Raw genomic sequence first — 23,855 nt, forward strand, 5'->3', positions numbered from 1 at the left:
GGCCCCCCTCGGCCGCCGCCCCCGTCGGCCCACCGGCCTCGGCCTGCTGCCGGTCGTCGGCAAATGCCTGGACGGCCCCGCCTTCCACCGCTACGTCGCCGCCCTCCAGCGGGCCCTGACCGAAGCCATCGACCCGGACCAGGTCGGCGTCCTGCACCTCCAGCACCTTGCCTTCGGCGCCACCCCCGCACTCATCCGGGCCCTGCCCGAGCATCCGCGGATCGCCCTCGTTCACGGCACCGACCTGCTGTTCGCCGAAGCCCACCGCGACCAGCACCAGGTCCTGAGCGACACCGTCCGGTTCGCCGACGCCATCGTCGTGCCGACACCGGCCATGGCCGACCGGCTCCTGCGCATCGCGCCCACCGCCGACCGCACGAAGATCACCCACATCCCCTGGGGCATCCCCGACCGGCTCATCCACCGTCCGCCACGCAGATCGCCCCGGCCGGCCGGCGGCCCGTTCCGGCTGCTGTACGCCGGGCGGCTCACCCCGGAGAAGGGGGCGGAGAACCTGCTGCGGGCCCTGGCGGCCGTCACCGGCGTCGAGCTGAGCATCGCCGCCCCGCAGGACCAGTTCCACACCCTCACCCGCGCCATACGGCAGTCCGCAGTCAAGGTCCGCTACCTCGGCTGGCTCCGCCGCCCGCAGCTGTGGCGAGCCTTCGCCGACCACGACCTGCTCGTCATGCCCTCCACCACCCTCGAAGCCATGGGCCTGGTCGCCCTCGAAGCCCAAGCCTGCGGCCTTCCCGTGCTCTACCAACCCGTCCCCGGCCTGGTGGAGACGCTCGCCGCCTCCGGCACCAGCACCGACTTCACCCGCCCCGCAGCTCTCGCCCGCGACATCGACCGGCTCCGCACCGCCCCGGGGCTGCTGGCGGCCCTGCGGCAGGCCGGGCGGGCCAACGCGGCCCGCTACCCGCTCAGCGCCACCGCCAAGGCCCTGTCCGAACTCGGCCACCAGATCAGCTGACGCTCCCGCCATGTTCCCCAGCCGGGCCCGGCGACGTCACTACGCTGGCGAGCCGGGCCCGCACCGCGACATCGGAGATGTTCATGGAAGACAGCACCGACCGGATCAAGCAGCTCGTGGTGGACGGCGTCCGCGACCAGGTCTACCCCGGTGCGGTGTGGGCCATTGGCGACGCCGCAGGCATGAAGGCCGGAGGGACAGCCGGTGTCCTCGCCCCCGCCGACCCGGGCACCCCGATGCGGCCGGACACGGTCTTCGACGTCGCCAGCCTCACCAAGATCCTTGCCGTCTGGTCCACCATCGGCGCCCTCTGGGAAGACGGCGCTCTGCCCCTCGACGAGCCCCTTGAAGGCTTCTGGACCGAGGTTGCCGACCACCCGCTCAGCCAGGTCACCGCCCGGCAGTTGCTGACCCACACCGCCGGTGTCCCGCTGCGGGCCCAGCTGAAGAACCTCTACGGCACCGACCCCGTCGCCATCCGCGCGGGCGTTCTGCACGAGGCCCTGCACCGCACGCCCGGCGAAGCCGTCGAGTACACCGACCGGGCCGCCCTCATCCTCGGCTACCTCGCCGAACACCTCTCCGGTCAGGGGCTCGACCAGCTCGCCCACACTCGCATCTGGCAGCCGCTCGGCATGGCCAACACCCGCTTCGGCCCGCTCCCGGCCGACCTGGCTGCCCGCTGTGCCCCCACCGAGCTCGACGAGGACACCGGCCGCCACCTCAAGGGAGTTGCCCACGACTTCTCCGCCCGCCTCCTCGGCGGCGTCTGCGGCATCGCCGGCACCTTCTCCGTCCTTGACGACCTCACCCGCTTCCTGCGGTACATGCTCGACCCCGCAACCGCCCCGGCGGCGGCCGGCTTCGGCCCGAACTGGGTAGAGGAGTCCCTGAGCGTCCAGACCGGCACCCTGGAGCCCGTACGCGGCCTGTTCTGGCACCCCGCCCCCGGCACCGACCCCGCCGACCGCACCTACGTCCACTACGGCTTCACCGGCACCGGCATGTGGATCTCACCCAAACAGGGTGCCTGGGCGGCCTTGCTGACAAACAAGCTCTACTACACCCGCGACCGGCAGCCGCTCACTGAGCTCCGTAACGCGTTCCGCGAGTTGGTGTTCGCATAAGACAGGTTGTCGGAAAGTTGTTTGGGATCTGGCACGCATTCGCTGAATGCGTGCCAGATCCCAAACAACCTGTCGAAGACAACAGGTCATTTTGTCAATCAGTCATGCACGTCAGCTAGAACACATCTGAGGCAGAACCGGGCCTCAGAATGCCATCCGGGGCTGGCTGTCCTCCCAGCTGTAGGCGGCTGATGGTTACGGTTCCATCCGCCGCGATCGAGAAGTCGAAAACACGCCAGATGCGAGCACTTTGGTCGCCCAATGCGCCTGAGACGTAGAACTGCGCCCGCTGTTGGCCGTCGATAGATACCGTAACCCTGGCATCTGACTGGTCAAATGGCTTCTCGCCGCTGAAGTTGTGGACCCAGTAGTGGTAGTCACCTGGAACTGGCACGCTTTGGCCGGCAACTTGCCTTGGGCTAACCACGATGTGCTCGGGGCCTGCCCAATCGACGTCGTCACGGTCGAGGGCGACAAAATCGACTGGGGCTCGCTGTGAGTAGTAGCAGTGGAAAGGAGCGGATCCGGAGGGGTCGGGGCCCGACAAGTGGGAGTCGAGATCCCGCGGGACCGGGACGTTGCCCCCAGGCTGGGATGGGCCTGCTCCCCACGCCAAAGTGCAATCGATCACGTGCGGTACAGGTGATCCGTCAGGGTTTACGACCTGCGGCTGCAATTGAAAGTCGACAGTCACTGTTCCTGTCACTGGGAGCTCTCCTGTGGGTTTCACCGCAGAGCGGTAGCCCTCCTTGCTCGCCTTGAGGCTCTGTCGGCCCGTTAGGCAGACTCCGGTAATTGTGTAGTTGCCCGACTCGTCGGTTGTCGCGGTGAGGACGCCAGCTGGGGAGGTGTTCTGGACTGTTACTTTTGCCCCGGAGATCCTTGTGTTGTTGGTGGCGTCTGTGACGGTTCCGCTGATCGTCACGCATCGGCGCGAGACTACGATGAGGACGTTTCGTACGCCGACATCGGGGATTGGATCTGCCACCTGTTGTGGTGATGTGAAGTCTGTAGAAACGGTCGCTCGCACATGACGCACGCACTCGAACCGGAACACGCCGTCGATCGGATCGGTCGTCGTCACGATTCCGTCCCCGGTTTCCGGGTAAGTGAGGTTGACTTCAACCCCCGGCAGTGGCAGCTGACTGTTGCCGACGACCTCCACCACCTTCCCCTCAACGATGGTGCATACAAGTTGGACAGTACCTACGTCGATCCTGCCTTGTCCGGGCACATCGACCGCGATGTCCCTGCTGACGTAGGTGTCCGCCTCTACCTTGATGGAGAGCGGACCTGGTGGAATGCAATCGCGGGATTGCCCGTCTTCAAGCTTGAAGCGCCCGTTGGCGTCAGTTGTCGCAAGGAAAGGGTGACTGCGGACTGAGTCACCTTCCGATGTCACCCGCGCGCCCTCAACGGCAACACCTTGGCGCCCAACTACCGTTCCCGTGACTTGGGCACAGGACTGGCAGATAACCGTGGTGGGACGCAGGCCAAGACCAGGGCGGACTTCGGTGAACTCGGCAAGGAAGGATGTCTCGCCCTGAAATGGAATTGTGCCGTCCCCGCCGATGTATGCACCGTCCTCCGGACCTGTGACCCGGAACCAATATGGGCCTACACCGGTCCTAGACGGGTCGATCCGAATGGAGACCTCGTCTCCTTGCGAGATCGGGCCCCCGCCGGCCTTCTCGACGTAGAATTCCCACTCATTAGGGTCATCGCCGCTGTAGCCGGGGTAGCCTGACGGGAAGGCGGTGTAGGCCCAGACGAGCGTACCTGGCCCACCCATAACATACGTGACAAGTGTGGTCCCTCCTTGTGGATTGGGACGTACAAGTGTGCTGTGCTCTACGCGCATCAGATTGTTTGACGGTCCCCAGCCGGCGTCGCATGCCATCAGCGAGATCTTGTCTCCGCTCGTCATTGGCCACCTGGTTTGAGGGCGGACGAACAGGAATGTCCCCGCCCAGTCGGGAACCATGTTGCGGGTGGCTTCCAGGACGCCAGCGCCAAAACGAGCTTTAATGAGTCGTCCATCTCCCGTGCGAAGGCGCACTGCGTTCACGTCTACCGTGACCGGCTGACACCCTCCGTCGACGCACTCACACCACTGATTGCATGGCGGCCAGCACTCCATTGTCTCCCCTAGCGGGTAGCGACCGATCGGCGAATAGTGGGCTTCCCTCGCCCTGATCTAGATGTGAAAGGAAAGTTCCGCGAAGCCACGGCTCATAGGAAAGATCACGAATAGCGGCAGTGGAATAGTCGGAGATTTAGACCGTAAGCTAGGAGGTCGATGGTTTCTGACGAAGAGGTAGCGGCCGGAGCTCCTTCCATCGCTCCTCCTAGGCGAGTCCATCCCTGCCACGTGTTGCCGATGCGAGAATATTGCCAGACGGCGTTGTCCATGGAGAGTGCAAAGACATCGATGCGCCCCGATCCCCCGGAAGATGCGGCCGGGTCGCTGGCCAGGAGGCCTCCCAATTCTTGCCAGTCTCCCCAGGCTGAGCCATTCCATGTCCTGTGAAACAGCCGACTCAGTCGTCCACGAGCGAAGCAGTCAAGTCGACCTGGTTCGGGCGCCACTGCCGCTGGAGCTCCAACGAATGGGCCCCCGATATCACTCCACGTTCCCCAACTAGCAGTACTCCACATGCGGTGAGCCAGGCGATTTGCTGTGCTCTTGGCAAAGACATCGATTCGATCGACTCCCCATGAAACTGCGACAGGACTTGACGTAAGTGTTCCCCCCAAGTCCGTCCAGGAAGTCCACGACGAGCCGTTCCATGTCGCCTGCCAGAGGCGGTTGTCAGCACCCCGGGCGAAGCAGTCGACCAGGTTGGATCCCCGTGCTACCGCTGTCGGGGCTCCATCGATCTGACCGCCCAGATCCGTCCAGCCGCTCCAAGTAGCCCCATCCCAAAGGCGCCACAGCACGTGTGCTTCCCAGCTGCGAGCGAACACATGGAGGCGGTCTGCCCAGGAGCAACATCCAACCCCTGGGGCTGTAGTTGGGCCGTCCAGAGACCTCCATGGCCCCCATCGATCCACGTCAAGGCCTGTTGCTGGGGCGGATACTGGACCAGCCGCAAGGATTGGCTTCGCCGCTCGGCCGGCGATCTCAGTGGGCTGGGAGAATCCTTGCTGGCTGTCCTTGCTATCCATGGCGGGGCGAGACCTTAGCGGCGCCTGGAATCCCAGCCGCAGCAAGCGTGGTGCGCCTCATGGTGTGCCCCGGTATGCCGCATGCAATGCGCCCTCCATGCTGTGGCGCTACGTTCTTGGCCGAGTTCAAGAATTGCTACAGCTGCCCGCTCCGGCTAGAGGCGCACGGCAGCGCGCGGGACAGCGGGCGAAGCGCGCAGATGGCGCCAACCGGCATGACTTCCCTGGCGCCGGTTTGCGAAGGCGTCCCCTGGTCAGTCGTCTGTGAAGAGCTGGTGGACTGCGACTCCCAGCACATGGGCCAACGGCTGGAGCCGGTCCACCGAGATGCTGTGGCGGCCTGCCTCGACCCCGGCGTAGAACGAACGGTTCAGCCCCGCCCGCTCGGCAGTAGCGCTCTGCGACAGCCCTGCTCGTTCGCGCAGGCTCCGCAGGCGCCGCGCGAAGACAGCCCGGCTGGCCGGGCCGCTCGTGCCGTTCTCATCCACAACCAGAAACGTAGCGCCCCTCCTCGATCTGTATGATATTTCATACAGATCGAGGAGGTGGGCCGTGAGAGCAAGGTCATCTGGATACGTTTGCATGGTCCCGTCGTCCCTCTCGTCGAAGCGGCTCCTGCCGGTCCCCGGCTTCCGCCGACTGCCGGCCGTCCCCGTTCCCGCCGACGGCGAGTCGTTCGCATCGTGGGTTGACCGGGTGGGCGTCCTGTTGGGCATCAGCCCGGGTCAGGCTGCGCGTGTCCTCGGGCTGGAATGCCGTGCATCAGCACCGTCCACCCGGCCGACCTACTTCGGTGTCGTCCTGACCCCACGGAGTCGGCGCGGTCTCACGGAGGCCACTGGGATCCCGATGCGCCTCCTCCGCGCGATGCAGCTGGCCAGGTACGACGGCACGGTCCTCAGCCTGGCTGGGCTGGATCTCAACGACGAGACGACGCTGACGCCCGTGGCGGCCCGGGAATGGATGATGGTCGCCACAAGCCGGGCCTGCCCGCACTGCCTCGCAGAAAGCGCTGTGTGGCCGTTGTGGTGGCGACTGGGCGTCGCGGCGGTATGCCCTGTGCACCGGTGCCTCCTGATCGACGAATGCCCCGCGTGCGGGGTGCGGCTGCGACGCGGCAGCGGCGGCCTCCGTCCGCGGGGCCTGCCAACCCGCCCCCCTTTCCCGGAGCCGGGCACCTGCGGCACCCGCCTGCCGGGACGCGAAGGGCTGTGCCCGCAGGTGCTGGCTGAGATCCCCGCCGTCGCGGTCCCGCAGTCCCTGGCGGAACTTCAGAGAAAGGTGCTTGCCGTCGCCGAAGGCGGTACGGCCTGGGTGGCGGGTGAACGGGCCGCCGGCTCTGACTGGTTCACCGCTCTTCGGTTCTTGACTGCGCTGGCTCGGATAGCGGTCGAGGACAACGACCTTCGCGACATCCCCTGCTTGCTGAGCGAAGCTTTCGAGGACGACGTGCGTCGGCGGCGAGCGCATCGTCAGGGCGGAGGCGCCACCCGCCTTGGCGCGATGCCTGCGAACGCCGCTGTCGCTGCCGCCTTCCTGTCTCTCTCCGCCCCCATCCTGGACGCGCCGACGACGGAGGACGCGCGGTCCCGGCTGACGCCGTGGGCGGAACGCTTGGCCACCGTGCGCCGCAAGAGCGGTGGCACGGACCCGCTGCGGTCCACTCCCCGCCCTGCCTTCCTGGGCCAGCTGCTGACCTCCGTAAGCCCGCGTCCCTCGCGCGTGGCCGGAGCCATCCCCCGTGGCGTGCGGCACCGACTCGGAGCTCAGCACATACCGCACCTCGCCGACGTCGACGACTACCGCAGTGTCATCGCCATCCACCTGCCCGGCACCGCCGATGTGTCGGGACGGCGGCTGACCTCGCTCGCCCTTGCCCGCCTGGGCGGGACGGCGAGCTGGGCGGAGGCCGCCGCCGCACTGGGCATGGACCCGGTCAAGGCCGGACGTGCTGCGAACACCCTTGTCCAGCGCATCACGGACCCCGACGCCTTCTGGGCAGCTGTGACCTGCGTCGCGGACCGGATGCACGAGCGCGGACTGGTCAACTATGCCGACCGTCGGGAAGCTTTCGCCGTCCTGCGCGAAGTTCCACACCACGTACTGTTTCCGGTCTTCCGTCCCCTTGGGTGGGACGTGACCTGGCAGCGGCTACGACACGCTGCCGCCTGGGTCTGGCAGCACTTTACCGGTGGTGATGTCCACGACGCCCCCGCCTACGAGCACCCCTGGGACGGCACAAGCCGGGAGTCGGTCCGGGAGGGATGGCGACGCTTCCGTGACCGCCTCCCAGTCGAGGCCGCCGACGCGCTGGCCGCCTGGGGTGCTGCCCGGCTCGCCGAGAAAGGAACCGAATGAACCCTCCCAGAACACGCACCCTGCGCCCCATCCGCCTCGCCATGGAGCGGGAAGTCCTTCACTACCTCGACGCAGACGGCACCGAGCGCCTCATCGGGACTGACAAAGCAGCGGACGTCATGTTCGAGGATGCGCTGCCTGCCCGAACGATCCCCTCGTATGCCGGGCAGCGGCACACTCCGGGCCGGTACTGGTCCGCGACCACGGACCGAATGATCGAATACGAAAGCTACTTGGAGCTTCAGCGCATGAAGCTCCTGGACTACGACACCGACGTGACCGCCTTCGCTGCCCAGCCCTTCATGATCGAGGGCCGTGATGCCCAGGGCGGATGGAAGCACACGCCGGACCTGTTCGCACGACGCCGGGATGGCTCAGCCCTTCTGGTGGATGTCAAACCCCGCGCATTCGTGGATCGTCCGGCAGTTCTCCGGCAGAGCCGTCGCACGGCGGAGATGTGCGCACGGATCGGCTGGGACTACCAACTGGTAAGCGAACCTGACTCGCTGATGTGGGCAACGGTGTCGTGGCTCGCCGGATACCGCCGGCCGCTGCACGCGGGTCACGGCCTCGCCGATCGTCTCCTGCTGCTGGCCTGCAAGCCTGTCCCCATCGGCGAACTGATCAGCTTCCAGCCTGCACCTGAGCTGGCCCGGCCCATGGTGTTTCACCTGATGTGGCACCACCAGTTGAACTTCGACCAGTCCCTGCCGCTGCGAGACCACACCCGGGTGTGGTCTGCCGATGCCCCGAGGAATGCATGACCAGCCACCGCCTCGCTGTCACCGAGTGGATCGAATTCGAGGACGAGCGGCACCAGGTAGCCGGGCTCGACGGCGCCACTGTCCGGCTCCGCTCGGAGACCGGCCGCGTTCAGACCATCATGATCTCGGCCGTCCTCACCGACCCGACCTTCCGGGCCTCCGTAGAGCCGCCGCCAGGCTCGCTGGAAGAAGACGGGAGTGGCCTGGACCCCGCCGGGGTCCTCGCCTCTGTAGACAAGGCGGTCCGGGACGACGCCTTGGCACTGGAAGCACACCTGATGGAAGCGACCACGGGCTATCGCTCCGGAGACCTCCTCAACCCAGCACCGGGCGAACCGCGCCCGCAATACGACCCGGTACTTCCCCAGACCCAGCGCATCATCGCCAAGGCAGAAGAGCTGGGCATGTCGAAGCGCCGTATCCACCAACTGCGCGAACAGTACCGGGAACAGGGCCTGTGGGGGCTTGTGGACAAACGCAAGACCCGCATCAGCAACCCCCTCAAGAACATCGACCCGCGCATCATCCAGGCCATCCGCGAGCAGGCCCTCGCACAGCAGAACGCTAGCTCAACCACCATCGGCAACCTCTTCTACCGCCGAACCCAGAACCGACTCGATGACCAGTACGGCCCCGGCGCCGTCCCCCTGCCGAGCCGGGACCGGTTCAGGCGCGCAGTGGCCCTGATCCTCGACCAGAGCCCGTCCGCCCCCGCCTACCAGCGAGCCTCCGCCGGAAATCAGCCCGACCGGCCCTTCGGCAATGTCATCGCCACCCGCCCCGGCGAAGTGGTCATGCTCGACAGCACCCCGCTCGACGTCATGGCCTACGACCCGGCGACCTCAGCCACCATGCGGGTCGAACTCACCGTCGCACTCGACGTCGCCACCCGCTCGATCCTGGCCTGGCGACTCACCCCCGAAGGCACCAAGGCCATCGACATCGGCCTGCTGCTGGCCGACGTGATGACCCCCGAGATCATGCGGCCAGCCTGGGCGGACGCCCTTCGCTACCAGATGCTCCGCGTCCCCTACGAGCGCCTGCTCAGCGTGGACGAGCGGCTGGCCGAGGCCGCCGCCCGGCCCGTGATCTACCCGGAGACACTGCTCTACGACCACGGCAAGCCCTACAAGTCCGACGTTGTGCACCGTGCCTGCATGCGGTGGAAGATCGACCTTCAAGACGCGCGGAAACTCAAACCTACCGACAAACCGCACGTCGAGCGGCTCTTCAAGACCATCCGCGAACAGTTCTCCGAGCACGTCGCCGGGTACAAGGGCTTCAATGTCGCCCACCGAGGCCGCACCGTCGAAGAGCAGGCACGCTGGACCATCGACGAGCTCACCGAGTTCTTCGCCGAGTACGTCGTTGCCGTCTACCAACGTAAGCATCACCGCGGCCTGATCCTCCACGGCTTCCCAGACATGCGAATCTCGCCCAACGAGGCATACACCATGGCCCTGGGAACTGCCGGCTACGTCGTCTGCCCGACCGACCCGGACATGTACTTCGAACTGCTGCCGATCGCCGACCGCGTCATCCACCCCTACGGCATCGAGCTCAGCCACCTCACCTACAACGCCGACATCCTGTACCGCTACCGCAAGGCAAAGTCCCCTTACCCGAGCAGCCTCTGGCCCATCCGATACGACCCCAGGAACCTGCTGCACGCCTACTTTCTCGACCCTGTGGATGGGCGCTGGCACACCCTGCGCTGGACCCATGCCCTGGGCGAGCACCAGCCGTTCACCGACATCACCTTGCGTGAAGCGAAGCAACTGGTGGCCACACGCGGCCAGGTCCCCGAAGACCAGGAAGCCGTGGCCGCCGCCCTCGCCGATTTGCAGAACCGCACAGACGCCCCCGAGACCTGGACGCGCACCGACCGCAAGCGGCTGTTCCGGGACGAACACCGAGGGGCAGCGCAAAGCCGCGACATGCAACGCGGCACCCTTCCCGTCGACGAGCACCCGCCCCTGGTGGCCGTGCCGGATACCGAAGAGGAAGACGACTTCGTCGCATTCGACGACGTCGATCTCAGCCAGCTCAAGCCGGCAGAGATATGGACCCCCCACGCAGGCCAGGAGGGCTGATGTACAACTCGTTCTCGCACCCCGGCCTCGCGGAGCCCCGCACCAAGGAGGAATGGCGGATCTACCTGAACAACCGGCCTCCAGAGCGGCCCCGGATGCCGTCCTACGATGCGTACATAAAGCTGTCCGTCGACGAGAGAGACGACCTTAACGACGCGCGTGCGGACTACCACAGCGCGCTTGCGATCGTCCGGACACCGCAGATGCGGCGTATCCATCACCTCATCGAGCGTCGCATGCGGATGAATGCCCGTCAGACAGCGGGCGCCCGGCGCGGCATCATCGTGGACGGACCACCAACCGTCGGAAAGTCCACACTCGTCAAGATGTACGCGGCCGACTACGAGCACAAGCTTCGCCGCCGATTCCCCGAAAAGTTCGCCGACGGATACGAACTGGACGGCGTGTTTGTGGACTACACCCCCGTGGTGTACGTCAGCATCCCAGCCCAGGCCACCCCCAAGGACCTGTCGATCCTCTTCGCCGACTACCTCGGCTTGCCGGACAAGTCCGGCACAAAGCAGAAGATCACCAAGCATGTACTCGCGACCATGCAAGCGGTCGGCGTGGAACTAGTGATCATCGACGATGTCCACTTCCTCGATCTGTCGCTGAAGGAAGGCAGGGTCGTCAACGATCACCTGAAGTACATCTCCAATCACACAGCCGCCACCTTCGTCTACACCGGTGTGGAACTCAAGAAGTCCGGCCTCATCCTCGAAGGCCAGACCAGCACCCGCGCTTCACAGACGGCAGGCCGGAACAACCTCTGCGAGGTGAAGAACTTCGGGTTCCGGACAGCCGAGGAGAAGCGCGAGTGGGCCGAGGTCGTCGTAGCACTGGAAAACACCCTGGAGCTGTACCGGCACAAGCCCGGCCAACTAGTCAAACTGTCGCCGTACCTTCATGACCGGACGGGTGGAAGCATCTGCGGCCTTTCCGACCTCCTGCGCGAGTCTGCCGTCGAAGCCGTGATGAGCGGCGAGGAAGCGATCACTCGACGGCTTATGGACACCATCGAGATCAGCGAGTACGCCGAAGCCGCATACCGTGAAGTCAAACGGCGTCAGCGGACCAGCAGCGGTACCGCACGGCCGGCGGTGGCAGCGGCCGGGTAAGACAGCTGCCCTGCGCAGTGCAACGTTGCCTGCGCAGGATGCCCGATCAAGCTGAGCAATAGAGATTGCACCTCGCAGGTCAGGGCCTTGGGAGGTGCAATCTTCAGAACCGTCCAACAGCACGGTGCACGCCAACGCCGCCGCGGACGTCCCGGCCCGGCTGGAGGCGCTGGGCTCGACGGCGGGTCTCGACCGGGCGGCGCTGCACAGCCAGCTCGCGGCCGCTCTGTCGGTCGTGATCCATATGGTGCGCGACCACGGCGGCCGCAGAAGGGTCGCGGAAGTCCATGTGCTCGACCGGGATTCCGCCGGTCTGGTGACGACCGTACCGGCGGCGGTATGGGGCGAGGGCGGCTTTGAACGGGCGCGGGGCTGGGACCGGCTGGCCGGGCTGTGCGGGCGCGCCGGGGGTGCGCCATGACCGGGTGGCCGTCCGGGGCACAGGTTTCCTCCGGGTACGCCGTGTTGCTGGTCTTCGTCCTGTCGCTCTGTGCCCTGGCCGCGGTGCGGGCACGGCCGGGGCCGGGCGTACGACGGGCACGGCTGCTGCTGGCCGGCGCCGGGAAGGCCGGAGGTGGCCCTGGTCCGGCCGTGCCGGGCCGGATCGGTGAGTGGGCCGAGCGCCTGCGGCGGGTGGCACGGGAGCGGCGTGAGTTGCTCTGTCTGCCCGCGGGCTGCGCGGTGGCGGCACTGGGGAAGTCGGTGCTTCCGCTGATCGTGGGAGCGCTGGCCGTGCCGCTCGTACGGCGGTGGCTGGCGGCGTGGGCGCGGCAGCGCGAGCGGGAACGCCGGGAATCCGCAGTGATCGACATGTGCGGCACCGTCGCGGGCGAGCTCAGGGCGGGGCGCCAGCCCGGTGCGGCGGTGGCCGGGCTGATGGACGCGGGGCTGGGCCCGGGGTGGCCCGCCGTGCCGGCGGCGGCGAGGTTCGGCGGGGACGTGCCGGACGCGCTGCGCAAGGCGGGGCGACGGCCCGGGGCCGAGGGGCTCCAGGGGGTGGCCGCCTGCTGGCGGGTCGCGGTCGACGGCGGGGCCGGTCTGGCCACGGGCCTGGAGCGGGTCGCGGCGGCTCTGGGCGCCGAACGGGACCAGCGGGAGGACTTGCGGGCCCAGTTGGCGGGCACCCGGTCGACGGCCGTGATGCTGGCGCTGCTCCCCGTCCTCGCGCTGCTGATGGGTGCCGCGCTGGGGGCCGAGCCGCTGCGGGTGCTGCTGCACACCCCGACCGGGCTCGGGTGCCTGGTGCTCGGCGGGCTGCTGGAGTGCGCGGGGATCGCGTGGACCCGGCGGATCGTCCGGGTCGCCGAAGGGCCGGGGAAGACGGACGGGAAGGAGCGGGAGAAGTGAACGGGGGTGTTGTCCACAGCCTGTGGGCGGTGGTGCTGGCCGCGATCGCGACGGTGTGCGTGGCGGCGCTGGGGAGCGGCGCGCGCGGAAGACGCTCGGCGCGCGGACGGCTGGTGTCCCTGCTCGGGAGCCATGGTCCGGCGGAAGGCGAGGGCCGGGCGCGAGGGCGGCCGCGGCGCGCGGTGAGCGGCATGGACTGGCGGGTGGTCGTGGCGGTGGGGATCGCCGGGCTCGTTCTCGTCTGGCTGGTCGCGGGTGTCACCGGATGCGTGGCGGGAGCCGCCGCGGCCTGCGGCGTCTGGCGATGGCGGCGGAAGGCCGAGGGCACCGCGGGAGAGGTACGGGCCGAGGAAGTGGGGCGCCAGTTGCCCCTGGCGGCCGATCTCCTGGCCGCCTGTCTGGCCGCCGGCGCCGGGCCCAGGGAGGCCGCCGAGGCGGTCGGGGGCTCGTTGGGCGGCCCGGTCGGGTCCCGGCTGGCCCAAGCGGCGGCGGAGGTACGGCTCGGCGGTGACCCGGGCACCGCCTGGGGGCGGCTGGGAAGCCTGCCCGGGGCCGCCCCGCTGGCCGGCTGCCTGGAACGGGCCCAGGCCACCGGAGTCCCGGCGGTGGAGCCCATGGCGCGGCTGGCGGCACGGCTGCGCGCGGCCCAGGGGAGAACGGCGGCGATGAGGGCCCGCCGGGCGGGAGTTCAGGCGACGGCACCACTGGGGCTCTGCTTCCTGCCCGCGTTCCTGACGGTCGGGGTGGTGCCGGTGGTGGTCGGACTGGCCGAGGGGCTCATGCGTGGGAGCTGAACGCGGCCTGGCGTATGAGTGGACAAGGCGATTGGGCGAACAAGGCAATCGCCTGAGCGAAAGGAAAGTGACGGTGCGCCGGATGGGACCGCGCGCCGCTCACATCACGCATCACAAGACACCAAGACACGCAGCACAAGAGATGGGGGATCGGTCATGACAGTGGCGGCGAAGAAGGTCACGTCGTGGTGGACGGCACGCCGGGCCCGGGTGAGGGCCGACGGCGAGGCCGGAATGACGACGGCGGAGTACGCGGTGGGCACGCTCGCGGCGTGCGCGCTGGCGGCTGTTCTGTACAAGGTGGTCACGAGCGGGCCCGTCAGCTCGGCCCTTCAGCAACTGATCGTGAAGGCGCTCCATGCGACCTTCTGACGGGGCGTCCGGAGCGCGGTCCGACGGTGGCTATGTGACGGCCGAGGCCGCCGTGGCGCTGCCGGTGCTGATGTTCTTCGCCCTGGCCCTGCTCTGGGGGCTGATGGCCGCGTCCGCGCAGATCCAGTGCGTGGACGCGGCCCGGGCGGGGGCGCGGGCCGCGGCCCGGCAGGACCCGCCTCCGGCGGCTGTCGCCGCGGCCCGGTCCGCCGCTCCGCGCGGGGCCCGGATCGGGCTGACGCGGGAGGGCGATCTCGTCCGGGTGCGGGTCGAGGCCCGGGCCGCCGGGCCGGGGCCGCTGGCGGTACGGCTGAGCGGGGAGGCGGTGGCTCTTGCGGAGGAGACGGTGGGATGACGGAGGTCTGGCCTCGGTGTGGGTGGCGGCCGTCGCGATGGCGTCCTGCGTGGTCTTCGCGGCACTGTTGGCCATGGGGCAAGTGGTGACGGGCCGTCACCGGGCGGGCGGTGCGGCGGATCTGGCGGCGCTCGCCGCCGCCGACCACGCCCTCCAAGGGGAGGCCGTGGCCTGCGGCCTCGCCCGGAAGGTCGCCTCGGCCCAGGGCGCGAGGGTGGTGCGCTGCGGGGTGAAGGGCGAGTTCGCGGAAGTGGCGGCGGAGGCGCGGGCCGGGCCGTACGTGCTGCGGGTCCGGGCCCGTGCGGGGCCGCCGGAGGCGGCGTACGCCCCGTGAGCCCCGTGATGCCTCGCCGCGCGTAGGCGCGTAGGCGCGTGGCCCGGCCCGCTCCGTCTCCCGGTCGGCGCCGTCGCTCGGTCCGTTCCGTCGCTCGGTTCGTTCCGGTGCGGTGGTCAGTCCGGATCCACCTGGTCCTTCGGGGCTTCGGAGAGGAGGCGGGTGAGGAGGCGGATGGCGGCCTTCTTGTCCAGGGGGTCGTTGCCGTTGCCGCATTTGGGGGACTGGATGCAGGAAGGGCAGCCGGTGGCGCACTCGCAGGCCGCGATCGCCTCGCGGGTGGCGCCGAGCCAGCGGGCGGCGGTGTGGAAGGCGCGCTCGGCGAAGCCGGCGCCGCCGGGGTGGCCGTCGTAGACGAAGACGGTCGGCAGGAGGGTGTCGGGGTGGAGGGGGACGGAGACGCCCCCGATGTCCCAGCGGTCGCACGTGGCGAAGAGGGGGAGCATGCCGATGGAAGCGTGTTCGGCGGCGTGGAGGGCGCCGCCGAGGGCCTCGGGGGAGATCCGGGCGTCGTCGAGCTGGTCCTCGGTGACGGTCCACCACACGGCGCGGGTGCGCAGGGTGCGGGGCGGCAGGTCCAGTTTGGTCTCGCCCATGACCTCGCCGGTGATGAGTCTGCGGCGGAGGAAGGAGACGACCTGGTTGGTGACCTCGACGGAGCCGAAGCACAGCCGTGCGTCCCCCCAGGGGACCTCGGTGGTGGTCTCCAGGATGGAGACGGCCGTGGTGTCGCGGGCCGTCGTGGAGTAGGGCGGGTCGGCCTGTTCCACCAGGGCGACGGAGTCCTCCAGGTCGAGGTGGCGCACGAGGTAGCTGCGGCCCTGGTGGAGGTGGACGGCGCCCTCGTGGACGGTGGTGTGGGCGGCGGACCGGTCCACGGTGCCCAGCAGCCGTCCCGTGCCCTCCTCGACGACCTGGACGGGGCGGCCGCCCCCGCCCCGGATGTCGGTGAGGTCGGCGGCGCGCTCGCGGCGGGTCCAGTGCCAGGCGGTGCCCCGGTGGCGGAGCAGTTTGCGGGCCTCCAGCTGGGAGATCACGGCCATGGCCTCGGGTCCGAAGAGCGACAGGTCGGACTCGGTCAGGGGCAGCTCCTCGGCGGCCGCGCACAGGTGGGGCGCGAGGACGTAGGGGTTGTCCGGGTCGAGGACGGTGGACTCCACGGGCTGCTGGAAGAGGGCCTCGGGGTGGTGGACGAGGTAGGTGTCCAGCGGGTCGTCGCGGGCGATCAGGACGGCGAGCGCGCCCCGGCCGGTGCGGCCCGCGCGGCCGGCCTGCTGCCACAGGGAGGCGCGGGTGCCGGGGTAGCCGGAGAGGAGGACGGCGTCGAGGCCGGCGACGTCGACGCCCAGTTCCAGGGCCGAGGTGGCGGCGAGGCCCAGCAGCTCGCCGGTGTGGAGGGAGCGCTCGAGGGCGCGGCGCTCCTCGGGGAGGTAGCCGCCGCGGTAGGCGGCGACGCGGGAAGGGAGGGAACGGTCCACGGCGGCGAGCCGCTCCTGGGCGATGAGGGCGACCAGCTCGGCGCCGCGCCGGGAGCGGACGAAGGCGACGGTGCGCACGCCCTGGACGGCGAGGTCGGTGAGGAGGTCGGCGGTCTCGGCGGTGGCGGTACGGCGGACGGGGGCGCCCCGCTCGCCGTGGAGCTCGGTGAGCGGGGGCTCCCAGAGGGCGAAGACCAGTTCGCCGCGCGGGGAGGCGTCCTCGGTGACCTCCGCGACGGGAAGGCCGGTGAGCCGGCTCGCGGCGGTGCCGGGCTCGGAGGCCGTGGCGGAGGCGAGGAGGAAGACGGGGTCGGAGCCGTAGCGGGCGCACAGGCGGCGCAGCCGGCGGAGCACCTGGGCGACGTGGGAGCCGAAGACGCCCCGGTAGGCGTGGCACTCGTCGATGACGACATAGCGCAGGGCGCGCAGGAAGGAGGCCCATCGGGGGTGGGCGGGCAGGATCGAGCGGTGGAGCATGTCCGGGTTGGTCAGCGCGTAATTGGCGTACTGGCGCACCCACTCGCGTTCCTCGAAGGGGGTGTCCCCGTCGTAGACGGCGGGCCGGACGCCCTTGCCGAGGGGGCCGGCGAGGGCGCGTACGGCGCGGCGCTGGTCGGCGGCGAGGGCCTTGGTGGGGGCGAGGTAGAGGGCGGTCGCGCCTCGCCCGTTGGGGGCCTCGGAGCCGTCTAGCAGGGCGCTGAGGACGGGGGCGAGGTAGGCGAGGGACTTGCCGGAGGCGGTGCCGGTGGCCATCACGGCCGACTCGCCGTGCAGCGCGTGCTCGGCGACACGCGCCTGATGGGCCCAGGGCCGTTCGATTCCGGCGGCCCGGATGGCGTCGATCACTTCCGGCCGGATCTTCTCGGGCCAGGGGGCATGACGTCCGGGACGAGGGGGCAAGTGCTCCGTATGAGTGATGCGTGCGGCCCGGCCCGGCCCGGCGGCGAGTCGGTCGAGGACTGTCCGGGGAGCGGGGTGCACGCCCGCCTCCGGCGGGAGTTGATCGTTGGCCATCGACACCGAGTGTGTCACCGGCTTGACGGACAATGGCGCCAAGGCGTCGTGCGCGCCTGCCGGTAAGTGATTGAATGCCATCGCGGCTGCCGATCCATGGGGGGCGACCGCTCGATGCAAGGTGCTGGAGGATCCGTGGACCTGTCCCTGTCGACCGAGACCGTAGGCGACCGTACGGTTGTCCGGGTCGGTGGCGAGATTGATGTGTACACCGCGCCCAAGCTGCGTGAGCAGCTGGTCGAGCTTGTCAACGACGGCAGCTATCACCTCGTCGTGGACATGGAGGGCGTCGACTTCCTCGACTCCACCGGGCTCGGCGTCCTGGTCGGCGGGCTGAAGCGTGTGCGTGCCCATGAGGGTTCGCTGCGGCTGGTCTGCAACCAGGAGCGCATCCTGAAGATTTTCCGTATCACCGGCCTGACCAAGGTGTTCCCGATCCACACCTCGGTCGAGGACGCGGTGCAGGCGACCGACTGACGGCCGGGTGGCGGTCGGCCGGCGCCGGTTGGCGGCCGTCCGCCCGACGCACGTCCGCGGTGCCGCACGCGTACAGCCGCACAGCCACATAGCCGCGCCGGGGGTGACGGGCTCACGGGTCCGGCCCCTCCGCGAGTTCGCCCTGTGTTCCGGCAGGGGGGACGAGGGCACGTACCACCGAGGGGGATGGCATGGCCACCGTCGAACTGCTCTTCAGCGCCCTTCCCGAGCACGTCCGCACGGCCAGGCTCGTGGCGGCCGCGGTGGCGCGCCGGGCGGGGGTCGACGAGGCCGTGCTGGACGAGGTCCGGCTCGCGGTCGGCGAGGCGTGCTCACGTGCCGTGAGCCTCCACCGGAGCCATGAGATCGCCGGCCCGGTGAAGGTGGTGCTGACGGAGGACGAGAAGAAGTTCTCCATCGAGGTCGCCGACGACGCCCCTCACCCGGGTGTCATGGCCGCGACGGCCGCCGCGTCCGCTTCCGCCGCCCCCGGCGGTTCCCCGGTGTCCTCCGCTTCCGCCCCCGTGGCGCCGGACGACAGCGGCGCCGACAGCGAGGACGACATGGGGCTCGCCGTGATCAGCGGCCTGGTCGACGATGTCGAGGTGACGGCGAGCGAGACGGGCGGCCTGATCCGGATGAGCTGGCCGACGACCCCGTCGTCCGCGGCGCAGTAGCCCGTCCCCCCGTCAGCCCGTATTCCCTGTCGGCCCGTATCCTCCGCCGGCGTGTATCCCCCGTCGCCGTAGCCCGGTGGCCGCTTTTCGCTGTACCAGGGCCTTTCAGCCTGCCGTAACCGTGCGCCGGTGGGCGTCGGTATGTGTCGGCGTGCGTCGGTGCGCGTCGGCGGCGTGCCGCCTCCGGCCTTTCTGCTGGTCTTCCTGCGGCTTTGTCGCGACCTCACGTCGTGCCGGTTCTTCACCGGCCGGTCAATACTCCGGGCGATCCTCCAGGGATCAATTCTTGATCTTCACCATTCCGCCCCGTGGGCGACCTTCGCATGAAGTCTCATTCCGTTTGCCGCGCTCTGTTTTGATCTCGCCATGCTCCCTACAATCCGTCCATCTTGAGCTCAGGACTCCTGAGCGCGGCGGCTGTACGCCCGGCCGCGCGCCCATGTGCCAAACGTCTAAGGAGGACGAATGGCGGGGCCTCTCACCCCTGAACAGGTGGACTTCACTCAACGACTCGCGGTCGAGCTCACCGACGGCAACCGCACCCTCGTCACAGTGATCGCGGCGGTGGCGACCGCGGCGCTCGTGGTGGCCGTGGTGCTGGTGCGTCAGGTGCTGGCGGCCGGTGAGGGAACCGACGGCATGAAGAGAATCGCCGCGGCGGTGCAGGAGGGCGCGAACGCCTATCTCGCCCGGCAGTTGCGCACCCTCGGCGTCTTCGCCGTGATCGTGTTCTTTCTGCTGATGCTGCTGCCGGCCGACAACTGGTCGCAGCGCATGGGCCGTTCGCTCTTCTTCCTGGTCGGTGCCGTGTTCTCGGCGGCCACCGGCTATATCGGCATGTGGCTCGCCGTGCGCAGCAATGTGCGGGTGGCGGCCGCCGCGCGGGAGGCGACCCCGGCCAAGGGGGAGCCGGAGAAGGATCTGACGGCCGTCGCCCACAAGGCGATGAAGATCGCTTTCCGTACGGGCGGCGTCGTCGGCATGTTCACGGTCGGCCTCGGCCTGCTGGGCGCGTCCTGCGTGGTGCTGGTCTACGCGGCCGACGCGCCCAAGGTGCTGGAGGGCTTCGGCTTCGGCGCGGCGCTGCTGGCCATGTTCATGAGGGTCGGCGGCGGCATCTTCACCAAGGCCGCCGACGTGGGCGCCGACCTGGTCGGCAAGGTCGAGCAGGGCATCCCCGAGGACGATCCCCGCAACGCGGCCACCATCGCCGACAACGTGGGCGACAACGTCGGCGACTGCGCGGGCATGGCGGCCGACCTCTTCGAGTCGTACGCCGTGACGCTCGTCGCCGCGCTGATCCTCGGCAAGGCCGCCTTCGGCGACTCGGGCCTGGCCTTCCCGCTGCTCGTGCCCGCCATCGGTGTGGTCACCGCGATGATCGGCATCTTCGCGGTGGCGCCGCGCCGCAGCGACCGGAGCGGGATGACCGCGATCAACCGGGGCTTCTTCATCTCGGCCGTCATCTCGCTGGTGCTGGTGGCGGTGGCGGTGTTCGCCTATCTGCCGTCCAGCTACGCGGACTTGAAGGGCGTCGGCGACGCCGCCGTCCGGGGGCACGGCGGCGACCCGCGTGTCCTCGCCCTGGTGGCTGTGGCCATCGGTATCGTCCTCGCGGCCCTGATCCAGCAGCTCACGGGCTACTTCACGGAGACCACCCGGCGCCCCGTGCGGGACATCGGCAAGACGTCCCTGACCGGCCCGGCGACCGTCGTCCTCGCGGGGATCTCCGTCGGCCTGGAGTCCGCGGTCTACTCGGCCGTGCTGATCGCGCTCGGGGTGTACGGGGCGTTCCTGCTCGGCGGCACCTCGATCATGCTGGCGCTGTTCGCGGTGGCCCTCGCGGGCACCGGGCTGCTCACGACCGTCGGCGTCATCGTGGCGATGGACACCTTCGGGCCGGTCTCCGACAACGCGCAGGGCATCGCCGAGATGTCGGGTGACGTCGAGGGCGCGGGCGCGCGGGTGCTCACCGAGCTGGACGCCGTGGGCAACACCACCAAGGCGATCACCAAGGGCATCGCCATCGCCACGGCCGTCCTCGCGGCGTCCGCGCTGTTCGGCTCGTACCGCGACGCGATCGCGACGGCGGTGACGGACGTGCACGCCAAGGCGGGGGAGATGGGGCTGAGCCTGGACATCTCGCAGCCCAACAACCTGGTCGGGCTGGTCCTCGGCGCGGCCGTCGTCTTCCTCTTCTCGGGGCTCGCCATCAACGCGGTGTCGCGGTCGGCGGGCGCGGTGGTCTACGAGGTGCGGCGGCAGTTCCGCGAGCACCCCGGGATCATGGACTACACCGAGAAGCCGGAGTACGGGCGCGTGGTGGACATCTGCACCAAGGACGCGCTGCGCGAGCTGGCCACCCCCGGTCTGCTCGCGGTCATGGCCCCCATCGCCGTCGGCTTCTCCCTGGGTGTCGGGGCGCTCGGCTCGTACCTGGCCGGGGCCATCGGCACCGGGACCCTGATGGCCGTCTTCCTCGCCAACTCCGGTGGCGCCTGGGACAACGCCAAGAAGCTCGTGGAGGACGGGCACCACGGCGGCAAGGGCAGCGAGGCGCACGCGGCGACGGTCATCGGCGACACGGTCGGCGACCCGTTCAAGGACACCGCCGGTCCCGCGATCAACCCGCTGCTGAAGGTGATGAACCTGGTGGCGCTGCTCATCGCGCCGGCGGTGGTGAAGTTCAGTTACGGGGCCGACGCCAACAAGGGGCTGAGAATCGCCGTGGCGGTGCTGGCCGTTGTCGTCATCGTCGGCGCGGTCTATCTCTCCAAGCGGCGCGGCGTCGCCGTGGACGGGGGCGACGGAGCGGAGCGGGCGGTGTCGCCGGTGGACCCGGCGGTGGTGTCCTGACGTCGTCTCAGCCGGTGCGGTTTTCCGGACGGAGATGAGCGGAGCACACCGTCCGCACCCTCGCCGAGGTGCGGCGAACGCCACGCCAAGCTTGGTGCAAATGGCTTTAAAAGGGTGCATACGGTGTGCTTGGCTCGCGGCCCTTCCCGCGCGGACGTGTAAGTTCCCGGGCCGAGAGCCATCGAAGGGACCAATCCGGTGAACAAGAAGCTTGTGGCTGCGCTGTCCGGCGGGGCGGCACTCCTCCTGGCGTTGACGGGCTGTGGCGGTGGCGACGACGGCGCCAACAAGAAGAAGCTGGACGACTGGGCCAAGAGTGTCTGCGACCAGATGCAGCCTCAGGTGAAGAAGATCACCGATTCCAACGCGGCCATCGCGTCCCTCCAGAACGAGGAGGACTCGAAGAAGATCCAGCAGACCGACTCGGCCGCCTTCCAGGCCAACGCCGATGCGTACAAGGCGCTCGCGACCTCCGTCCAGAACGCGGGAGCGCCGCCGGTCAAGGACGGCGAGAGCAGCCAGAAGAACGCCGTCAAGGCGCTCAACGACCTCTCCGGGGCATACGCCGAGCTGAAGAAGCGGGTGGACGCGCTGGACACGGGCGACAAGGGCAAGTTCGGCGACGGCCTCAAGAGCATCGCCGGGGACATCGCCAAGCTCAGCGGCCGGAGCGACGACGCGCTCAAGAAGCTCCAGTCCGGCGACGTCGGCAAGGCGATGGCGAAGACGCCGGGCTGCCAGAAGCCGGCGGGCGCCCCGACGCAGAGCAAGAAGGCGTGACCGGCAAGGCATAGCCCGGCGAAGGGCACAGTCGGCCCCGGCGCGCCCCGCACGGCGCGCCGGGCCTTCGTCGTTCCCCGGCGCCGCCCCCGACAATGGTCCCGTGAGTACGCCCCGCCTTCCCGACGCCGATCCCGCGCGCACCGCACGTCTGCGCGAGTCCCTGCTGGCCGCCGCCTTCACGGCCGACGGCCTCCTCGACCTGCTCGGTGCCCCCGCCTACGCCGCCCTCGCCCGCAGCGAGACCGTCCCCGCCCTGCGCGCCACGCGCGGCGACGGCCCGCTGGAGACGCTGACCCGGCTCTTCCTGCTCCAGCGCCCCGTCGCGTACGACCGCGTCGCCGCCGCGCTGCCCGTGGCCGACTGCCTCGCCGACGGCTGGCTCGTCCGGGACGGCGACGAGGTACGGGCCACCGTCGACGTCCGCCCGTACGGCGGGCCCGAGGGCCAGGACTGGTGGATCGTCTCCGACCTCGGCTGCGCCGTCGGCGGCGCCGGCGGGATCGCCGGGGGCGGCGGCCCGGCCGGGGTGGACCGCTCGGAGCTCGTCCTCGGTGTGGGCGGCGCCTCCACCACGCTCGCCGGGATCACGGTCCGCACGCCCGTGGGGAGCGCCCTCGACCTCGGCACCGGCTCCGGTATCCAGGCGCTGCACGCGGCCCAGCACGCGACCAGGGTCACGGCCACGGACCTCAACCCGCGCGCGCTCCACATCGCGCGGCTCACCCTCGCGCTCTCCGGTGCTCCGGAGGCCGATCTGCGCCAGGGCTCGCTCTTCGAGCCGGTCGCGGGGGAGACGTTCGACCTGATCGTCTCCAACCCGCCCTTCGTGATCTCGCCCGGCGCCCGGCTGACCTACCGCGACGGCGGCATGGGCGGCGACGACCTGTGCCGCACGCTGGTCCAGCACTCGGCCGACCGGCTCAACGACGGGGGCTACTGCCAGCTGCTCGCCAACTGGCAGCACGTCGAGGGCGAGGACTGGCGCGAGCGGCTGTCCTCCTGGGTGCCGCGCGGCTGCGACGCGTGGATCGTCCAGCGCGAGGTCCAGGACGTCGCCCAGTACGCCGAGCTGTGGCTGCGTGACGCCGGTGACCACCGCACCGCGCCCGAGGAGTACGCGGCCCGCTACGACGCCTGGCTGGCGGAGTTCGAGGCCCGGAAGACCAAGGGCATCGGTTTTGGCTGGATTACGTTGCGCAAAACGGGCGCCGACCGCCCGTCGGTGGTCGTGGAGGAGTGGCCCCACCCGGTCGAGCAGCCGCTCGGCCCGGCCGTAACGGCTCATTTCGAGCGACAGGACTTCCTCCGGACGCATGACGACGCGGCGCTGCTCGCCGCCCGTTTCACGCTGGCCGACGAGGTCGTCCAGGAGCAGGTCGGGCTGCCGGGCGCCGAGGACCCCGAGCACGTCGTGCTGCGGCAGAACCGGGGCATGCGCCGGGCCACCAAGGTGGACACGGTCGGGGCGGGCTTCGCCGGCGTCTGCGACGGGACGCTCCCGGCGGGCCGGATCCTCGACGCCATCGCCCAGCTCGTCGGGGAGGACGCGGTGCAGCTCCGCGACCGTACGCCGGACGCCATCCGCACCCTCGTCGAGCAGGGCTTTCTCTTGCCGGCCGACGACTGAGGGCGCGCCTTCGGCCCCGTCGGCCGCACGGGGGACCGCCCCGGGAAGCCGTCGCCCGACTCCTGGGAAGGGCGGACGGAGGGGTCGTGTTCGCGTCATGTTTCCGCCGCCCGTCCCGTCCACCGGACAGGGGCGGT

The 23,855-nt window shown here is 69.6% G+C and carries 20 protein-coding genes and 1 pseudogene; 17 read left to right on the plus strand and 4 right to left on the minus strand.

The window, feature by feature from the left end:
• Both K6I33_RS01930 and K6I33_RS01935 read left to right on the plus strand, forming a co-directional pair.
• Positions 1-976 (plus strand): glycosyltransferase family 4 protein (locus tag K6I33_RS01930; RefSeq protein WP_229347891.1); only part of this gene is annotated, 976 nt, incomplete at its 5' end.
• A gap of 83 nt (positions 977-1,059) precedes the next feature.
• Complete coding sequence (locus K6I33_RS01935) at positions 1,060-2,103, plus strand: serine hydrolase (protein WP_229347892.1); 1,044 nt, start codon at positions 1,060-1,062, stop codon at positions 2,101-2,103.
• A 115-nt stretch (positions 2,104-2,218) separates the two neighbouring features.
• Here the strand turns inward: K6I33_RS01935 and K6I33_RS01940 are convergent, their stop codons facing one another.
• The 3 genes from K6I33_RS01940 to K6I33_RS01945 all read right to left on the minus strand — a co-directional run bounded on the left by K6I33_RS01940 (position 2,219) and on the right by K6I33_RS01945 (position 5,759).
• Positions 2,219-4,030, minus strand: a complete 1,812-nt coding sequence (locus tag K6I33_RS01940; RefSeq protein ID WP_229347893.1) for a carboxypeptidase-like regulatory domain-containing protein — start codon at positions 4,028-4,030, stop codon at positions 2,219-2,221.
• A gap of 317 nt (positions 4,031-4,347) precedes the next feature.
• Positions 4,348-5,271 (minus strand): hypothetical protein, encoded by a 924-nt coding sequence (locus K6I33_RS36525; protein ID WP_374282972.1) that lies wholly within the window; start codon positions 5,269-5,271, stop codon positions 4,348-4,350.
• Between the two features lie 254 nt (positions 5,272-5,525).
• Positions 5,526-5,759 (minus strand): helix-turn-helix domain-containing protein, encoded by a 234-nt coding sequence (locus tag K6I33_RS01945; protein WP_229347894.1) that lies wholly within the window; start codon positions 5,757-5,759, stop codon positions 5,526-5,528.
• A 94-nt stretch (positions 5,760-5,853) separates the two neighbouring features.
• Here K6I33_RS01945 and K6I33_RS01950 point away from each other — a divergent pair, with 94 nt between their 5' ends.
• The 10 genes and pseudogenes from K6I33_RS01950 to K6I33_RS01995 all read left to right on the plus strand — a co-directional run bounded on the left by K6I33_RS01950 (position 5,854) and on the right by K6I33_RS01995 (position 14,806).
• Positions 5,854-7,629 (plus strand): TniQ family protein, encoded by a 1,776-nt coding sequence (locus tag K6I33_RS01950; RefSeq protein WP_229347895.1) that lies wholly within the window; start codon positions 5,854-5,856, stop codon positions 7,627-7,629.
• On the plus strand, positions 7,626-8,393 hold the full coding sequence (locus K6I33_RS01955; RefSeq protein ID WP_229347896.1) for a TnsA-like heteromeric transposase endonuclease subunit: 768 nt from the start codon (positions 7,626-7,628) through the stop codon (positions 8,391-8,393). The genes K6I33_RS01950 and K6I33_RS01955 overlap by 4 nt, the downstream gene beginning before the upstream one ends.
• Positions 8,390-10,486: a Mu transposase C-terminal domain-containing protein gene (locus K6I33_RS01960; protein WP_229347897.1), complete on the plus strand. Its 2,097-nt coding sequence runs from the start codon at positions 8,390-8,392 to the stop codon at positions 10,484-10,486. Before K6I33_RS01955 ends, K6I33_RS01960 begins: the two co-directional genes overlap by 4 nt.
• Positions 10,486-11,604, plus strand: coding sequence for a TniB family NTP-binding protein (locus K6I33_RS01965; protein WP_229347898.1), 1,119 nt, complete (start codon positions 10,486-10,488; stop codon positions 11,602-11,604). Before K6I33_RS01960 ends, K6I33_RS01965 begins: the two co-directional genes overlap by 1 nt.
• Before the next feature lie 121 nt (positions 11,605-11,725).
• Positions 11,726-12,025, plus strand: a pseudogene (locus tag K6I33_RS01970) (pilus assembly protein CpaF); the annotation flags it as partial.
• Complete coding sequence (locus K6I33_RS01975) at positions 12,022-12,951, plus strand: type II secretion system F family protein (protein ID WP_229347899.1); 930 nt, start codon at positions 12,022-12,024, stop codon at positions 12,949-12,951. The pseudogene K6I33_RS01970 and the gene K6I33_RS01975, both read left to right, overlap by 4 nt.
• Positions 12,948-13,745, plus strand: coding sequence for a type II secretion system F family protein (locus K6I33_RS01980; RefSeq protein WP_229347900.1), 798 nt, complete (start codon positions 12,948-12,950; stop codon positions 13,743-13,745). The genes K6I33_RS01975 and K6I33_RS01980 overlap by 4 nt, the downstream gene beginning before the upstream one ends.
• A 156-nt stretch (positions 13,746-13,901) precedes the next feature.
• The gene (locus K6I33_RS01985) at positions 13,902-14,117 is read left to right on the plus strand and encodes a DUF4244 domain-containing protein (RefSeq protein WP_229347901.1); all 216 of its coding nucleotides are present in this window, start codon (positions 13,902-13,904) and stop codon (positions 14,115-14,117) included.
• The gene (locus K6I33_RS01990) at positions 14,104-14,472 is read left to right on the plus strand and encodes a TadE family type IV pilus minor pilin (protein WP_229347902.1); all 369 of its coding nucleotides are present in this window, start codon (positions 14,104-14,106) and stop codon (positions 14,470-14,472) included. Before K6I33_RS01985 ends, K6I33_RS01990 begins: the two co-directional genes overlap by 14 nt.
• Positions 14,450-14,806 carry an Rv3654c family TadE-like protein gene (locus K6I33_RS01995; protein ID WP_374282982.1) on the plus strand — a complete coding sequence of 119 codons (357 nt, stop codon included), beginning with the start codon at positions 14,450-14,452 and terminating at the stop codon, positions 14,804-14,806. The genes K6I33_RS01990 and K6I33_RS01995 overlap by 23 nt, the downstream gene beginning before the upstream one ends.
• Positions 14,807-14,922: 116 nt before the next feature.
• On the opposite strand, the gene K6I33_RS02000 is transcribed toward K6I33_RS01995, so the two are convergent.
• Positions 14,923-17,379: a DEAD/DEAH box helicase gene (locus K6I33_RS02000; protein WP_229347904.1), complete on the minus strand. Its 2,457-nt coding sequence runs from the start codon at positions 17,377-17,379 to the stop codon at positions 14,923-14,925.
• Positions 17,380-17,433: 54 nt separating this feature from the next.
• Between K6I33_RS02000 and bldG the strand changes: the two genes are divergently transcribed.
• The 5 genes from bldG (at position 17,434) to K6I33_RS02025 (ending at position 23,718) form a co-directional block, all read left to right on the plus strand.
• Entirely contained in the window at positions 17,434-17,775 is a 342-nt protein-coding gene (gene bldG, locus K6I33_RS02005; RefSeq protein ID WP_030367299.1) for an anti-sigma factor antagonist BldG, read from the plus strand.
• Between the two features lie 191 nt (positions 17,776-17,966).
• A complete protein-coding gene (locus tag K6I33_RS02010; RefSeq protein ID WP_229347905.1) occupies positions 17,967-18,452 on the plus strand; it encodes an ATP-binding protein in 486 nt (161 codons plus the stop codon).
• Positions 18,453-18,917: 465 nt separating this feature from the next.
• Positions 18,918-21,308, plus strand: coding sequence for a sodium-translocating pyrophosphatase (locus K6I33_RS02015; protein ID WP_229347906.1), 2,391 nt, complete (start codon positions 18,918-18,920; stop codon positions 21,306-21,308).
• 198 nt (positions 21,309-21,506) lie between these two features.
• A complete protein-coding gene (locus K6I33_RS02020; RefSeq protein WP_229347907.1) occupies positions 21,507-22,088 on the plus strand; it encodes a small secreted protein in 582 nt (193 codons plus the stop codon).
• Between the two features lie 103 nt (positions 22,089-22,191).
• On the plus strand, positions 22,192-23,718 hold the full coding sequence (locus tag K6I33_RS02025; protein ID WP_229347908.1) for a methyltransferase: 1,527 nt from the start codon (positions 22,192-22,194) through the stop codon (positions 23,716-23,718).
• The last annotated feature ends 137 nt before the right edge of the window (positions 23,719-23,855 follow it).

This window comes from Streptomyces sp. UNOB3_S3, from assembly GCF_020740895.1.
Classification (GTDB): domain Bacteria; phylum Actinomycetota; class Actinomycetes; order Streptomycetales; family Streptomycetaceae; genus Streptomyces.

Excerpts from the sequence above, each read along its gene's own strand:
- K6I33_RS01965 (WP_229347898.1), top strand. The coding sequence starts at position 10,486 with ATGTACAACTCGTTCTCGCACCCCGGCCTCGCGGAGCCCCGCACCAAG.
- K6I33_RS01940 (WP_229347893.1), bottom strand. The coding sequence starts at position 4,030 with ATGACGAGCGGAGACAAGATCTCGCTGATGGCATGCGACGCCGGCTGG.
- K6I33_RS01955 (WP_229347896.1), top strand. The coding sequence starts at position 7,626 with ATGAACCCTCCCAGAACACGCACCCTGCGCCCCATCCGCCTCGCCATG.
- K6I33_RS01985 (WP_229347901.1), top strand. The coding sequence starts at position 13,902 with ATGACAGTGGCGGCGAAGAAGGTCACGTCGTGGTGGACGGCACGCCGG.
- K6I33_RS01975 (WP_229347899.1), top strand. The coding sequence starts at position 12,022 with ATGACCGGGTGGCCGTCCGGGGCACAGGTTTCCTCCGGGTACGCCGTG.
- K6I33_RS01935 (WP_229347892.1), top strand. The coding sequence starts at position 1,060 with ATGGAAGACAGCACCGACCGGATCAAGCAGCTCGTGGTGGACGGCGTC.
- K6I33_RS36525 (WP_374282972.1), bottom strand. The coding sequence starts at position 5,271 with ATGGATAGCAAGGACAGCCAGCAAGGATTCTCCCAGCCCACTGAGATC.
- K6I33_RS01950 (WP_229347895.1), top strand. The coding sequence starts at position 5,854 with ATGGTCCCGTCGTCCCTCTCGTCGAAGCGGCTCCTGCCGGTCCCCGGC.
- K6I33_RS01960 (WP_229347897.1), top strand. The coding sequence starts at position 8,390 with ATGACCAGCCACCGCCTCGCTGTCACCGAGTGGATCGAATTCGAGGAC.
- K6I33_RS02000 (WP_229347904.1), bottom strand. The coding sequence starts at position 17,379 with ATGGCATTCAATCACTTACCGGCAGGCGCGCACGACGCCTTGGCGCCA.
- K6I33_RS02015 (WP_229347906.1), top strand. The coding sequence starts at position 18,918 with ATGGCGGGGCCTCTCACCCCTGAACAGGTGGACTTCACTCAACGACTC.
- K6I33_RS02010 (WP_229347905.1), top strand. The coding sequence starts at position 17,967 with ATGGCCACCGTCGAACTGCTCTTCAGCGCCCTTCCCGAGCACGTCCGC.
- K6I33_RS01990 (WP_229347902.1), top strand. The coding sequence starts at position 14,104 with ATGCGACCTTCTGACGGGGCGTCCGGAGCGCGGTCCGACGGTGGCTAT.